Raw genomic sequence first — 14,220 nt, forward strand, 5'->3', positions numbered from 1 at the left:
TCCTGCCGTTCCGATGCAGCAACCCCCGCATACAGTTCGCCCCCGGTCTGCGTCCAGGACGCTGGCCGGGGGCTCACTGCTGACGTTTCAAGAGGAGAATGCTCAGCTACCGTATGTCGGTCCTTCCGTGGGGAACGGGTTTCACCATGATCGTTGCGTTGACTCCGGGGTTCTCCGGAGGCGCTGACATTTAATCTACGGAGCACTCCTTGGAGAACCATGGCAGCCCGCTGGAGTGTCTCTGCATCGTCGGTGGGGATCTGCCGGGTACGTGGTCGGGGAGCTAAGCGTTACAGATCGCAGGCTTCGTTGGCGGCGGAACCGCTAATCCGTAACGATTGGCTCCCGTCTGGCACCTCTGAGTCCGGCTCCCGTCAGGAGCGCGACAGCAGCGGGATGAGCTCCTCGGTCTTCTCGTCCGTCCACCCGTCCGGCTCCAGGATCTCCGCCCACGCCACCGGGATCCCGGAGACGTAGTTGTGGCCATGACCGTCCGGAACGTCCAGCGACACAGCCATGTCCGCCGACACCTGCAGGAAGGAGATGAACGGCAGCCAGGTCATGTCGGGCGTGCCGCGTCCAGTCGGCTCCTCCATCCAGTCCGGCCGCTCCAGGATCAGGTCGGGCGACCAGAAGGTGATCGGATCCGAGGAATGCTGCAGGTAGACCGTCCGCGGTCTGTCCCATTCGGCGTCAGGGTGCTCCTCGGCAAACTCCGCCAGGTCCTCCGCGTCCGACATGAAGCGCACGCTCTCGCCACCCTCGTACACCGGCAGCCGCTGGCGCGAGCCGGGATCACGGTGCGTGGTCATCTCCTGCCACAGCTCATTGTTGAACGTCGGGCCGGCGAACAGCGCACCGTCGGTACGGGCCGACAGCGTCGGCACCGTGCCGAATGCGGCCTCGGCGCCGAAGGACCCCAGGGACTCACCGAAGACGACCACCTCAGGACGCTTCCGCTCCGGAAGTTCCTGCACCTTGGCGTCCACCGCCTCGAACAGCGCGACCCCGGCCTGCCGGGCGCGCTCACTGTCCACCAGGAACGACAGCCAGCTGGGCAGGTAGGAGTACTGCATCGACACCGTCGCCACGTCGCCGTTGTACATGTACTCCAGGGAGGAGACGGTGGCCTGGTTGATCCAGCCGGAGCCTGTCGCCGAGCCGATGGCGATGACTTCGCGGTCCAGCCCGCCGGCGCGCACCAGTTCCTCGGCAGCGAGTTCGGCATTCTCCCGCAGGTCGGCATCGGCGTCCGCCATGCCCACGAAGGCGCGCACCGGTTCGGTGGCCTCCGAGCCGTTGAAGTCCTCCAACTCCTCGGTGGTGGGCCCCTTGGCGACGAAGGAGCGGCCCTCCCGGCCCAGCGACTCCCAGGACACCAGCGAGTCGGTGCTGCCGGAGCGACTCTCGGAGGTCGGACGCTCCGTCCCCTTCTTCGTGTCGGTGTTCGTCGCGGCGAACACGGTGTTGAGCGCCCGCATGGAGTTGGTGGCGATGACACCGTTGGCCAGGAACATGGTGAGCACCACCATCAGCGCGCCAGCAGTCACCGCGGAGATCCGCGGCGGGACGATGCGGTTCAACCAGCGGAAGATCGTGCGGGTCATCAGGCCCCAGCCCTGTCCGATGAGCATCAGCACGGCGAAGACCAGGATCGCCACCAGCGGCACGACGATGTACGCACTCCAGCCCAGCGGGTCGACGTCGACCATTTCACGGACCTCGTTCTGCCACATCCGGAAGCGGCGCAGCATGACGATGGAGCCGACGGCCGCGATGACACCCAGCGGGCCCCACCAGAGCCAACTGTGGTTGCGTTCGCTGATCCTGCGCTTCTCCTTCGACAGCATGAACCAGAACAGCCAGGACGCCGCCACCCCCAGCATGTAGCCCAGCGCCGCGGCCGCGCCACTGACTAGGCCCTGGAACACCGCGCCGCGGGGCAGCAGTGAGGAGGACATGGAGAGGAAGAGGAAGACGGTTGCGGTGAGCATGCCGGTGAAGCTCAGCCGCATCCGGTAGCGGTTGAGCATCGGCCCCCAGGCGATGTCGAAGATCGGTTCGGGGCGGTCGTTCTTCTTTGCGGAGGTGTCGGACGCGTCGGACGTGTCGGACGCGTCCGATGCGTCCCGGTCGTCCAACGCGACATTCCTGTCCTCACCGCGGTCGTCACCGCGATGGTCGCTGTCCCGGTAGTCCCCCTGGTGGTCGGGGAACAGTCCGTCCTGCGTGGAGTCCTCGGGGGCCTCGTCGCCTCGCCTCGTCATGTGCGCCAAGCCTACCGGGGGCGCTGTGGACATCCGTGCAGGTGGTCGGCCCTGTGTCGAAGCAGAGTTCTGCTCCCGAGTTCACCCGACGGCCACTGACTTCTCAGCCCCACGCAATGCTCGGTCCACCCGCAGTCTGCCCCTCACTGCTAGATATGGGACTCATGAAGCTCACCGTCTTCGGAACCGGATATCTCGGAGCCACCCACGCCGCCTGCATGGCAGAACTCGGCCACGACGTTCTCGGCGTCGACGTCGACCCGGCGAAGGTCGACTCCCTCAACGACGGACACGCACCCTTCCACGAGAAGGGGTTGGACTCACTGCTGGCCCGCAATATTTCCGCAGGTCGACTGCGGTTCACGACGTCCTACGTCGAGGCTGCAGGGCACGGCAGTGTCCACTTCATCGGTGTCGGCACCCCGCAACGCAAGGGCTCCTACCGGGCGGACACCCGGTTCGTGGAGGCGGTCGTCGACGAGCTTGTCCCCCTGTTGGCCGGCGACCACCTGATCGTCGGCAAGTCGACGGTGCCGGTCGGGACCGCCGTCGCTCTGCAGGAGCGGATCAATGAGCTGGGCTACCGCGAGGATGTCGCGGAGCAGAACGTGGAGGTCTGCTGGAACCCGGAGTTCCTCCGCGAGGGCCGCGCGGTGCGTGACACGCTGGCCCCCGACCGCATCGTGGTCGGTGTCGCGGAGCCGGGAACGTCTTCGGCGCAGAAGGTGGAGGACACTCTGCGGGAGGTTTACGCCGGCTGTATCGACCCGGCCGCCCCAGATCAGGTCACCGAGCAGACCCCGTCGCCGTTCGTGCTGGTCGACCTGCCGACCGCGGAGTTGGTGAAGGTCTCGGCGAATGCGTTCCTGGCCACGAAGATCAGCTTCATCAACGCCGTCAGCGAGGTGTGTGAGGCATCCGGTGCGGATGTCACGCAGCTGGCGACCGCGATCGGGATGGATGAACGGATCGGACGCAAGTTCCTCCACGCCGGCCTCGGTTTCGGCGGCGGGTGCCTGCCGAAAGATATCCGGGCGTTCATGGCCCGCGCCGGCGAGCTGGGTGCCGACCAGACGCTGACTTTCCTGCGCGAGATCGACTCGATCAACATGCGCCGCCGCGAGAAGCTGGTCAACCTGACCCGCAAGGCCTGCGGCGGCGACGTCCTGGGCCACCGGGTGACGGTGCTCGGCGCGACGTTCAAGCCCGAGAGCGATGATGTCCGTGATTCCCCGGCACTGAATGTCGCCGGTTCGCTGTCGCTGGCTGGAGCGCAGGTCAGGGTGTACGACCCGATGGGCAACGACAATGCACGCCGACTGTTCCCGACGCTGGACTACGCCGACACCGTCGAGGAGGCGTTGACGGACGCGGAGGTGGTCATCGTGGCCACCGAGTGGTCTGAGTTCCGCGAGTTGGATCCGGTCGCCGCGCGCGAGTGCGTCGCCCGTCCGGTGGTGTTGGACGGACGCAACTGCCTGCCGGCCGAGGAGTGGGTCGCTGCGGGGTGGAGTTACCGTGGGTTGGGGCGCTCCGTCGGCCGCGGGTTGCAGGGCGGACCACAGGTGTCAGTGGGGGTCGGGAATGAAGCCGGCCTCTATGGCTAGCACGGCGAGCTGAACGCGGGAGCCCGCGCCGAACTTCACCAGCAGGTTCGAGATCTGCTTCTTCACTGCGCTGGCGGAGCGTCCGGTTTTCTTGCTGATCTCGGTGTTGGACAGCCCGTCGCAGATCAGTCCCAGGACGCGCTCCTCGGAGGCGGACAGGCGGGGCAGGCGGCGGGTGCGTCCAGCCTGCGGTGACGCGACGGCCGATTCGGACACCCCGGCATCGTCGCCGAGACCAGGTTCCCCGGCCGTCGTGGTCGGGGCGGTGGGCGCGGAATCGTCCGCCGTAACGTTCTCAGAAACGTCCGTCGCAGCGTCCGAAGAGAGTGTGGACAGGTGCTGGACCAGCCGGGACGCCGGTTGGGGGCTGACCACGGTGCCGCCGCCGACGGCCGCAAGCACGGTGTCGGTGATGAATTCCGGGCGTGAGCTCTTCAGGATGTATCCGCGACCACCCTGGGCGAGGATGGAGAGCATGGTCTCCTCTTCGTCGAGTGCGGTCATGGCGACGAACTCGGGCGGATTGTCGATCGCCCGGATCTCGCCGAGCAACTCCACCCCGCTCATACCAGGCATGTGGATGTCGGCCATGACGACGTCGATCCGCTCATCGACTGGCGTGGCCTGCAGTATCTCCAGTGCCTCGTGCCCGGTTGCTGCCTCGGCGACGATCTCGATGTCGGCGGCGGCGGGGGCAGCGAAGTAGAGACGTAACGACGACAGGACGAGCGGGTCATCGTCGACGATGAGCAGGCGGATGGGGGTGGATGCCACTGTGTTCTAGGTGGTTCAGGTGATTCCGGCTGACCTACTGGCAGAACCAGAAGTTCGGGAAGAGGTTGCAGTCGAAAAGCTGGCCGGTGGCGGCCTTGGTGCCGACTGCGCTGGACTCGACGCCGGCGGTCGGGGCGGCGGCAGTAGAAGAGGCGGAGGCGACACCGGCACCCAGGCCGGAGGAGAGGACGAGAGTGGTGCCAGCGGCAAGCAGGCGACGACGGACGACAGAGGTACGGGTAGAGCGCATGGGGGTTTCTCCTTGTGACGACACATGTGACTGGACCCGGTGGGATCCGCCTGGATCCGGGGCAGTCCGGTCCAGATTAGGTCACGGTTCGATAACTACAATAGGGAGTCGGAGCAAGGTTCGCCATACCAGAGCCGAACTTTCTTCCCCGTCGGGGAGATTCTTCTCCCCGTGACCGGTGGTTTTCCCGGTCGGTCCGGCTTCGACAAAGGTGGCGTCCCGGCGCATGATGCCGGATTTCAACACCCCGCCGGCCTTGGACGCCCGGGCCTGCATCGACCCGAGTCCCAGCCCGGAGCTCAGCACAGGGTCCTCCTCGCTGGATGACTGGCCGGTGATGTCATTGGACATGATCAGCACCAGGCAGGTTCCGTCCACGTAGCAGTCCAGCATCACGGTGGAGCGAGGGCTGGCGTGTTTGACCGCATTCGATGCCATCTCGGTGAGCACCTTGCTCACGGTGTCCCGGTCGAACCAGGGGGATCCCGGCGAGGGTGCGTCCGGCAATGTGGGGCGGTTGGCGGCGCGGTTGACGTTCCACGGCAGGTCCACGGTGGTGGACACCTTCAGGCCATGGGCCCGCATCTCCTTGGACACGGTGGAGAAGGCCTTTTTCAGCGGTCGACTGTCACCACGGGTGCGGAAGGTGGCGCTGGCCGGCTCCTCATTGAGCAGACGCAGCATGGTGCGCAACTGGTCGAGGGCGTCTCGTGAGGTGTCGGAGATCCCTTCGAGCTGGGAGCGAGTCTCGGTGTCTCCGGTTCCCTCCGTGGCCAGACCCAGTGCCTGGGCGCGCATGACCACGCTGGTCAGTGAGGTGGCGACGGAGTCGTGGAGCTCGCGGGCCAGTTCCAGGCGTTGTTCGCGTTCCTGCTGGGCCAGCGAATCCCGCAGCATCTGTTGCCGTTGATGCTGGTTGAACCTGTTCCAGCCGATGAGATAGGCCACAAGCAGGACGACGAAGACCATGACCAGCGACATCAGGTCGATGTAGAGGACCTGGTGCACCAGGTCGACCGTCGAGAGTGCCCAATGGGCGATGAACAGGAAGATGCCGACGGTCAACAGACCACGGACGACGACAATCTCCAGGACCAGGGCGGCGTAGAAGAGAGCGAACAGGACTGCAAAGCTCCCCAGGAAGAGAGCAGAGGTCGGTACGAGTAGGGAGAGTAGTGCGGCGACGAGCGGTAGGCGGGCCGTCAGCGCCACCACCCCGACCATCAGCGAGGCAACGAGGATGGCGAGTGGACCGACAGGTTCATCGAGCATCCACAGTTGTGCCACGGCCATGCCCGCGGCGATGACCGTCTCCACCGCGCCCAGCGGGATGCGGCGACGCACCCGTCCGTATGTGGCCATGATGCCGTTCCGGCTACTGGCGGTAGGACGCCAGGAAGTTGCCGAGACGCTCGATCGCCTCGGACAGGTCACGGGCCCACGGCAGGGTGACGACGCGGAAGTGGTCCGGCGCCGGCCAGTTCATGCCGGTACCCTGCACCATCTGGATCTTCTCCGAGCGCAGCAGGTCGAACATGAACTGCTCGTCGTCGTGGATCTCGTGCACGTTCGGGTCGAGCCGCGGGAAGGCGTAGAGCGCACCCATCGGCTTGACGCAGCTGACACCGGGAATCTCGTTGAGCTTCTCGTAGGCCACGTTGCGCTGCTCCAGCAGACGACCACCGGGCAGCACCAGGTCGTCGATGGACTGACGTCCGGACAACGCCACCTGGATGCCGTACTGGGCGGGCACATTGGCGCACAGGCGGGTGGAGGCCAGCAGGGTCAGGCCTTCGATGAAGCCCTTGGCGTGGCTCTTCGGACCGGTGATCACCGCCCAGCCGGCACGGTAGCCGGCCACCCGGTAGGCCTTCGACAGGCCGTTGAAGGTGATGCAGAGCAGGTCAGGGGCCAGGGATGCGGTGGGAATGTGCACCGCATCGTCGTAGAGGATCTTGTCGTAGATCTCGTCGGAGAGCAGCAGAAGGGAGTGCTCCCGGGCGATGTTGACGATCTTCTGCACGATCTCCCGGCTGTACACCGCGCCGGTGGGGTTGTTCGGGTTGATGATCACGATCGCCTTGGTGCGTTCGGTGATCTTCGACTCGATGTCCTCGATGGACGGGGCCCAGTCGTCCTCCTCATCGCAGAGGTAGTGGACGGGCTTGCCGCCGGACAGGGTCGTGGCCGCGGTCCACAGCGGGTAGTCCGGGGCGGGGATCAGCACCTCGTCGCCGTCGTTGAGCAGCGCCTGGGTGGTCATGGTGATCAGCTCGGAGACGCCGTTGCCGATGAAGACGTCCTCGACATCGAAGGTGGGGAACCCCGGCACGACCTCGTAGCGGGAGACCACGGCGCGGCGGGCCGACGGGATGCCCTTGGACTGCGAGTAGCCCTGTGCGTACGGCAGTGCGGCGATCATGTCCTGGACGATGGTGTCGGGCGCGTCGAAGCCGAAGGCGGCGGGGTTGCCGGTGTTGAGCTTGAGGATGCGCTGGCCGTCGGCCTCCATGCGCTCCGCCTCGGCATTGACCGGGCCACGGATCTCGTACAGGACGTTCTGGAGTTTCGTGGACTGGTCCAGGGGACGCAGCGCACCGGACGGACGTGGCTCGCGGGAATGCTGGCGTGTGTCTTCAGTGCTCATTTCAACAATTGTGCCAGCTGGTGCGGACGCACGGGCGCCGACCCGCCTTTTGGGTGCGGTGGTCGGGTGCGGGGAGGCTACTCGCCGCTATTCACCGCCGGGCTCCCCACCGTCGCCGCCGGTGTCACCGGCGCCGTCGTCGCCCCCGCCGCCGTTGCCGGTGTCGGTGCCGTTACCGTTGTCGTTGTCGGTGTCGGTGCCGTTACCGTTGTCGTTGCCTCCGCCGGGCAGATCGTTGTTGTCGTTGCCTCCGCCGTTTCCGTTTCCGTTTCCGTTGCCGTTGCCGGTGTCGTCGTCGTTGCCGGAGCCATCGTTGTCTTCGTCGTCGGACGGGCCGTTCACCTCGGAATCGTCCGGGTTGCCCTCATTCTCCTCGGGGACGTACTGCTCCTGAGGCTCCGGGTAGTACTCCTGCCCGCCACCGCTGCCGGGGTTCTCCATGGTGACCGCGTCATCGGGGTCCCAGGCATCAGGACGCTCATAGCTGGGCACCACGCTGGAGTAGGGGGTCCGGTTGTCCGAGGAGTCGTCGGAGCGCATCAGGCCCATGGCGATGAAAGCGGTGATCACGGCGAGGACCGCCCCGATCAGCAGGATCCATGCCCAGGAGGGGATACGGGCATACCACGGCCGAGTCTCGGTGGCATCGTCGCCGTTCCCCGGCTCGTCCGCGCCGTCGGCGTCTGCTGTGCCGCCGCTACCGCCATTACCACCGCCGCCAGAGCCGTCATCGCCACCGCCACCGGAACCGTCTCCCCGGGAATCCGGGTCTGCCGCGCCAGCCGCGCCAGCCGCGCCAGCCGCGCCAGCCGCGCCAGCGGCACCCGCAGCACTGATCACTTCCGTCGCTGCGTCCGGCGAGTCCTGCGTCTGGCGCTCGGCGATGACGGAATCGTCGATGACCGGGATGATGCCGGTCATCTCGGGGTCCTCGGTGCTGCCCAGTGGGGCGGAGGCCTGGTCGGAACCGGTGAGATCCTCGGCCTCCGCATCGACGATCTCGTTGTTGTCACCGGTGTTGCCGGCGGCGTCCGGTTCGTCCGGAGTGACGGCCTCCGCCTCGTAACCGTCAGCACCGCCGTCACGGTAGGCGAACTCGGTGTCCTCGAACGCGCTGGTGTCGCGCGGGAGGTCGTCGCCGTGGTGCCGGTGCGGGTCTGAGGGGTTGCTCATCGTGTCTCTTCGTCTCGTCAAACTATGCCGCTGATAGGAACAGCTGCAGGACAGTGGTGACCCATTCTAACGCCCTGGGGCCGATAACCAGCTGACGACCTCGCCGCGTCCGGTGGCCCCTTCCGGGGCCGGCACCAGTGGGTAGGCGTGCAGGGCGTGGGGGACCACCGTGAGGTCACAGCTGGTGGCCTGCGCAAATGCGCTGGCATCGGGGTGCAGGACGTCCCGGCCGCCCGACCAGATCCGGGTCGGCGGCAGGGCGGCGAGCATGGCAGGATCGGCCGACAGGGGGGTGGTCAGGACGTCCTGCTCCCCGCTACGGCGCCCCCACGCCTCGCCTGCGACACGTAATCCTGTCGGATGCAGCCACGGATCCCGCGGGACGATCTCCTCCACGCGCGGGTCGGAGACCGTCAGGTCCAGCCACGGGGCGATCAGTGCCATCCGGGACGGGGCGGGCAGTTCAGCCGCGTCCTCGCCGGCGAACCGCAGGACGCATCCCGCCGCCAGGCCACCACCAGCGGAATCGCCGGCAATGCTGACGGTGTGGCCGGATGCCTCGGCCTCCGCAGCTGCCCGTCGCCAGACCTCGCGGATGAACGGATAGGCGTCCTCGGCATCATGGTCGGGAAGCAGGCCGTAGACGGGTACGACGACTTTGAACCCGGCGGCGGCGATGTCCGAGACCAGGGTCCAGTGGTACTTGGTGAGCTCGCGGAAGAAAGCGCCACCGTGCACGTAGACCACGATGTCGCGGGGGGTGTCGCGGGGTTCATCGGTGGCCGGGACCACGGAGTAGACGGGGAAGCCGTCGAGCTCCTCCACGGTGATGTGGTTGACCTGGTACTGCTCATGCGGTGGGTTGTGGGGCTTCTTCGGTTCCGCGATCGCCGCGGCGGTGTTCTCGGCGCTGGACATGACAGGATGCGAGGTCCGTTTCATGTAGGCGGCCACGATCCGCATTCTCAGGCTCATGTGGCAGCAGTCTACTGGGGTGTGGTGGGCGGCGGGAAAAAGCTGGGCACGGTGGGCTGGTGGGGGTCTGAGTACTGTCACCGACCTGTAACAGCCATGCAATCCGCTGGTAGTGCGGGGCCCATAGATTCATAGGTGGTTCAAGGAACTGATCCGGACAGTCCTGACAGCCATTACCCCTCACAATCAATCGATTTTCCTCAGGAGGAAAACACGGGTCTCGTTGCTGGTCTTATCGACATCGTTGGTGGTCTGCTCTCCCTGCTGCTCGGCGGTCTCTGATTTCACAGTGCCCCTGACATGGGGCCCGGAACCCCCGCATCGTCCATCCCGGACGGCTGCGGGGGTTCGGTCATGTCCGGGGTCGGGGATGCCGGGAATATAGGCAGGTGAGGGGAGCGCTCGCGCTGTCTGAAAAAAAAGTTGAGTGGAGTGGGAACAACTTTGCGCTGCGGGCCGTTGTACCGGATGTCAGACAATTGAGTGGAGCGAACTCAACTTGAGTTGACTCTCCGGAACCCGGGGTGCAGACTTGAGTGAAGCTCACTTAATGCGACCCGGGTGGCAATCAAACTCACGCCACCCGGGTGAATACGGCCCACATACACAGGAGGAATCAACACATGGGACGCGCAGTCGGTATTGACCTGGGAACCACCAACTCGGTCGTCAGCGTGCTGGAGGGTGGCGAGGCCACCGTCATCGCCAACTCCGAGGGTGCCCGCACCACCCCGTCGATCGTCGCCTTCGCCAAGAACGGCGAGGTCCTGGTCGGTCAGTCCGCGAAGAACCAGGCGGTCACCAACGTCGACCGCACCATCCGCTCCGTCAAGCGCCACATCGGTGACGATGCATGGACCACCGAGCAGATCGACGACAAGAAGTACACCGCCCAGGAGATCTCGGCCCGTACCCTGCAGAAGCTCAAGCGGGACGCCGAGTCCTACCTCGGTGAGGACGTCACCGACGCCGTCATCACCGTCCCGGCCTACTTCAACGACGCCCAGCGTCAGGCCACCAAGGATGCCGGCCAGATCGCCGGCATGAACGTCCTGCGTATCGTCAACGAGCCGACCGCGGCCGCACTGGCCTACGGCCTGGAGAAGGGCGACAACGAACAGACCATCCTGGTCTTCGACCTCGGTGGCGGCACCTTCGACGTGTCCCTGCTGGAGATCGGCGACGGTGTCGTCGAGGTCCGCGCCACCTCGGGCGACAACGCCCTCGGTGGCGACGACTGGGACCAGCGCGTCGTCGACTGGCTCGTCGACAAGTTCAAGACCGCCAACGGTGTCGACCTGTCCAAGGACAAGATGGCCCTGCAGCGTCTGCGTGAGGCCGCCGAGAAGGCCAAGATCGAGCTGTCCAGCTCCCAGCAGGCCTCCATCAACCTGCCGTACATCACCGTCGACCAGGACAAGAACCCGCTGTTCCTCGACGAGACCCTGTCGCGCACCGAGTTCCAGCGCATCACCCAGGACCTGCTCGACCGCACCAAGAAGCCCTTCCAGGCCGTCCTGAAGGACGCCGACGTGCCGGTCAGCGACATCGACCACGTCGTGCTCGTTGGTGGCTCCACCCGTATGCCCGCCGTCACCGAGATGGTCAAGGACCTGACCAAGGGCAAGGAGCCCAACAAGGGCGTCAACCCGGACGAGGTCGTCGCCGTGGGCGCTGCCCTGCAGGCCGGCGTCCTGCGCGGTGAGGTCAAGGACGTGCTGCTGCTCGACGTCACCCCGCTGTCCCTCGGTATCGAGACCAAGGGTGGCGTGATGACCAAGCTCATCGAGCGCAACACCACCATCCCCACCAAGCGCTCCGAGACCTTCACCACCGCCGAGGATTCCCAGCCGTCGGTACAGATCCAGGTCTTCCAGGGTGAGCGCGAGATGGCCCAGCAGAACAAGCTGCTCGGCTCCTTCGAGCTCGGTGGCATCGCCCCGGCCCCGCGTGGTGTGCCGCAGATCGAGGTCACCTTCGACATCGACGCCAACGGCATCGTCCACGTCACCGCCAAGGACAAGGGCACCGGCAAGGAGTCCACCATCACCATCCAGGACGGCTCCGGTCTGTCCCAGGAGGAGATCGACCAGATGGTGAAGGACGCCGAGGCCCACGCTGACGAGGACAAGAAGCGTCGCGAGGAGCAGGAGGTCCGCAACTCCGCCGAGTCGATGGTCTACCAGACCCGAAAGTTCCTCACCGAGAACGAGGAGAAGGTCTCCGAGGAGACCAAGACCAAGGTCACCGAGGCCGCCGACGCCGTCGACGAGGCACTCAAGGGCGACGACATCGAGGCCGTCAAGGACTCCGTCGAGAAGCTGTCCGCCGAGAGCCAGGAGATGGGCAAGGCCATCTACGAGGCTGAGGCTGAGGGCGCCGGCGCCGAGGGTGCCGAGGGTGCCGCAGCCGAGGACGATGTCGTTGATGCCGAGGTCGTCGACGAGGACGACGCCGACAGCGCTGACAGTGCCGACAAGGGTGAGAACAAGTGACCCAGCCGAACCCCGCCGACCCCGGTGATCCCGCCGTGACCGACGAGGAGTACACCGGCCCCGACCTGGCCGAGACCACGCCGGAGGAGGACGCCGTGATCGACGCCACCGAAGCCGCCGACGCCGCTGCCGGTAACGCCGGTGGTGCCGGTGACGAGGTGCTGGACGCCGAGGTCGAAGACGCCCTCGCCGAGGATCCCGCCACCGCCACCGAGGCCACCGCCGCCGCAGATGCTGCCGCCGACGCCGCTGACGAGGCGGTTGCCGAGGCGGAGGCCGCCCCCGAGGCATCTCCGCTGGAGGTCGAGCTCGCCGAGCGCACCGCCGACCTGCAGCGGATGAGCGCCGAGTACGCCAACTACCGCAAGCGCACCGAGCGCGACCGGGGGGCGATCCGTGAGAGCGCGAAGGCCGACACCGTCGCCGGACTGCTGCCGATCCGGGATGACCTGGACCTGGCCGAGCAGCACGGTGACCTCACCGGGCAGCTGAAGGCCGTGGCCGACAAGCTGGACGCCGTGTTCGCCTCGCTGAAGGTCGAGACCTTCGGTGCCGAGGGTGACGAGTTCGACCCGTCGCACCACGAGGCCGTGCAGGACATGTCGACCGGCGACGACAAGGCGCTGGGCACCGTCCTGCGCAAGGGCTACCGCCTCGGCGACCGCGTGCTGCGGACCGCCATGGTCGTCATCGCCGACCGCTAGCGCCGCCGCGTCCTCCGGCTCTCCACGCTGAATACCCATGGCTGGAGGTACATGAACCACCCGGTTCACGTACCTCCAGCCATGGGCATTTCATATTGCGTTGCGCCGGGCGGCGTTGATCGCCGCCCGAATCTGATCCAACATGTCGGCCCGGTCCCGCAGCAGTTCCTTGTCGATGCGCACCGCTTCCCACCCCAGACTCTTGAGCCGCTGGTAGAGCCGGAAGTCCCTCAGCTTCTGCTCCTCGCCGGTGTGGTGGTTGCCGTCGTAGTAGACCGCCACCTTCAATGACGTACACGCCAGGTCGGGTGTGGTGACGTTGTCCCCGGGCATCGACCGGTTGCTGACTCTCCCGCTGTCCAGGGAGATGGTCACCTGCGAGGTCCATCCGTGCCCGGCCGGCAGCTCATCACGCAGGACCAGCCGGGTGATCGTCTCCATCGGTGACTGCGCCCCGACGTCGCAGAGCTCGAGGAACCCGTCGAGGGTCCTACGGTCCACGATGTTCCGTGCACGGGACCGGATGTCGTCGGTGTCGAGATGTGTGCACTGGTAGGACGCGTCGATGAACTGGATGGTACGCACCTCGCGATCGTCGAGCCCCGGTACGTCCGGCACCCACCACGACTTCTTCCCCGCCCAGATAGTCGCGACACATTGGGCGACGGCTGTCCCCGCGTCGACCACTTCGAGGTGCGGGAAGTAGGGGTCGATGGTGACCGTCGGTGTTCCTTCGGTCAGCTGACGGTGGGTTGCTGTTCCGGTGCTCGTCCTGTTCCGGCGACGCCGTTCCGACAACAGGAGGACCGGCTCGCTGTCGGCCCAGTACGGCATTCCGTGGGCGGCGATGGCGCACCATCCTGCGCCGACGCTGTCCGGTGTGGACAGCCAGTGGGCGCGGAGCCGGGTGAGGATGTCCCAGGTCAAGGTGCCGGGGTCCTCTGCGCTCCATCCAGCGGGGCCGAGCCGGTGGCCCGGCGGTGTGCCGGTTGCTCCGTGGGGATCAGGTGGTAGGACGATTCCGCTGGCCAGTCGTTCCCAACTGTCGACCTTCCTGCGCGGAGTGCCGTCGGCCAGCGCGTCGCGGCGTCGCCGAGGAGTACGCGACGGGTAGACGCGGCGCGTGAAGTACGGTCCGCGTCCCGGTTTGATGCGCCCTTGCTTCTCGGCGTTGATCCACAGGTGTCCCCCGAATGTCCCCATGGGCCTATCTAACCGTGGGGAGGTGACAGGTGCTTCACTTTGTCGCAATCGGAGAAATCCCCATGGCTGGAGGTACGCGTGTGGGCTGGTCAGCGTACCTCCAGCCATGGGTATTTGTCAGTGGG

The 14,220-nt window shown here is 66.3% G+C and carries 11 protein-coding genes; 3 read left to right on the plus strand and 8 right to left on the minus strand.

Annotated elements, in window-relative coordinates:
* Positions 1-374 precede the first annotated feature (374 nt).
* Positions 375-2,267 (minus strand): alpha/beta hydrolase, encoded by a 1,893-nt coding sequence (locus ACTXPP_RS11540; RefSeq protein ID WP_443342202.1) that lies wholly within the window; start codon positions 2,265-2,267, stop codon positions 375-377.
* Between the two features lie 164 nt (positions 2,268-2,431).
* On the opposite strand from ACTXPP_RS11540, the gene ACTXPP_RS11545 reads away from it, so the two are divergent.
* Complete coding sequence (locus tag ACTXPP_RS11545) at positions 2,432-3,874, plus strand: UDP-glucose dehydrogenase family protein (protein WP_443342203.1); 1,443 nt, start codon at positions 2,432-2,434, stop codon at positions 3,872-3,874.
* Here ACTXPP_RS11545 and ACTXPP_RS11550 read toward each other — a convergent pair.
* The 6 genes from ACTXPP_RS11550 to ACTXPP_RS11575 all read right to left on the minus strand — a co-directional run bounded on the left by ACTXPP_RS11550 (position 3,836) and on the right by ACTXPP_RS11575 (position 9,693).
* Positions 3,836-4,648: a response regulator gene (locus tag ACTXPP_RS11550; RefSeq protein ID WP_443342204.1), complete on the minus strand. Its 813-nt coding sequence runs from the start codon at positions 4,646-4,648 to the stop codon at positions 3,836-3,838. The genes ACTXPP_RS11545 and ACTXPP_RS11550 overlap by 39 nt on opposite strands.
* Positions 4,649-4,682: 34 nt before the next feature.
* Positions 4,683-4,898 carry a hypothetical protein gene (locus ACTXPP_RS11555; protein WP_443342205.1) on the minus strand — a complete coding sequence of 72 codons (216 nt, stop codon included), beginning with the start codon at positions 4,896-4,898 and terminating at the stop codon, positions 4,683-4,685.
* 81 nt (positions 4,899-4,979) lie between these two features.
* The gene (locus ACTXPP_RS11560; protein WP_443342207.1) at positions 4,980-6,260 is read right to left on the minus strand and encodes a sensor histidine kinase; all 1,281 of its coding nucleotides are present in this window, start codon (positions 6,258-6,260) and stop codon (positions 4,980-4,982) included.
* A 13-nt stretch (positions 6,261-6,273) separates the two neighbouring features.
* Positions 6,274-7,545 (minus strand): pyridoxal phosphate-dependent aminotransferase, encoded by a 1,272-nt coding sequence (locus ACTXPP_RS11565; RefSeq protein ID WP_301496622.1) that lies wholly within the window; start codon positions 7,543-7,545, stop codon positions 6,274-6,276.
* 87 nt (positions 7,546-7,632) lie between these two features.
* Complete coding sequence (locus ACTXPP_RS11570; protein WP_443342209.1) at positions 7,633-8,718, minus strand: hypothetical protein; 1,086 nt, start codon at positions 8,716-8,718, stop codon at positions 7,633-7,635.
* Positions 8,719-8,784: 66 nt separating this feature from the next.
* Positions 8,785-9,693 carry an alpha/beta hydrolase gene (locus tag ACTXPP_RS11575; protein ID WP_443342211.1) on the minus strand — a complete coding sequence of 303 codons (909 nt, stop codon included), beginning with the start codon at positions 9,691-9,693 and terminating at the stop codon, positions 8,785-8,787.
* Positions 9,694-10,316: 623 nt separating this feature from the next.
* On the opposite strand from ACTXPP_RS11575, the gene dnaK reads away from it, so the two are divergent.
* The gene (gene dnaK / locus ACTXPP_RS11580) at positions 10,317-12,188 is read left to right on the plus strand and encodes a molecular chaperone DnaK (protein ID WP_301524948.1); all 1,872 of its coding nucleotides are present in this window, start codon (positions 10,317-10,319) and stop codon (positions 12,186-12,188) included.
* Entirely contained in the window at positions 12,185-12,892 is a 708-nt protein-coding gene (grpE, locus tag ACTXPP_RS11585) for a nucleotide exchange factor GrpE (RefSeq protein WP_301520430.1), read from the plus strand. Before dnaK ends, grpE begins: the two co-directional genes overlap by 4 nt.
* Before the next feature lie 90 nt (positions 12,893-12,982).
* Here the strand turns inward: grpE and ACTXPP_RS11590 are convergent, their stop codons facing one another.
* Entirely contained in the window at positions 12,983-14,095 is a 1,113-nt protein-coding gene (locus ACTXPP_RS11590) for a DUF559 domain-containing protein (RefSeq protein WP_443342213.1), read from the minus strand.
* Positions 14,096-14,220: the final 125 nt, after the last annotated feature.

This window comes from Candidatus Corynebacterium faecigallinarum (genome assembly GCF_052264515.1).
Classification (GTDB): Bacteria; Actinomycetota; Actinomycetes; order Mycobacteriales; family Mycobacteriaceae; genus Corynebacterium; species Corynebacterium faecigallinarum.

Coding starts and splice junctions, on each gene's coding strand:
- ACTXPP_RS11540 (WP_443342202.1), bottom strand. CDS start 2,267: ATGACGAGGCGAGGCGACGAGGCCCCCGAGGACTCCACGCAGGACGGA.
- ACTXPP_RS11545 (WP_443342203.1), top strand. CDS start 2,432: ATGAAGCTCACCGTCTTCGGAACCGGATATCTCGGAGCCACCCACGCC.
- ACTXPP_RS11555 (WP_443342205.1), bottom strand. CDS start 4,898: ATGCGCTCTACCCGTACCTCTGTCGTCCGTCGTCGCCTGCTTGCCGCT.
- ACTXPP_RS11560 (WP_443342207.1), bottom strand. CDS start 6,260: ATGGCCACATACGGACGGGTGCGTCGCCGCATCCCGCTGGGCGCGGTG.
- ACTXPP_RS11565 (WP_301496622.1), bottom strand. CDS start 7,545: ATGAGCACTGAAGACACACGCCAGCATTCCCGCGAGCCACGTCCGTCC.
- ACTXPP_RS11570 (WP_443342209.1), bottom strand. CDS start 8,718: ATGAGCAACCCCTCAGACCCGCACCGGCACCACGGCGACGACCTCCCG.
- ACTXPP_RS11575 (WP_443342211.1), bottom strand. CDS start 9,693: ATGAGCCTGAGAATGCGGATCGTGGCCGCCTACATGAAACGGACCTCG.
- dnaK (WP_301524948.1), top strand. CDS start 10,317: ATGGGACGCGCAGTCGGTATTGACCTGGGAACCACCAACTCGGTCGTC.
- ACTXPP_RS11590 (WP_443342213.1), bottom strand. CDS start 14,095: ATGGGGACATTCGGGGGACACCTGTGGATCAACGCCGAGAAGCAAGGG.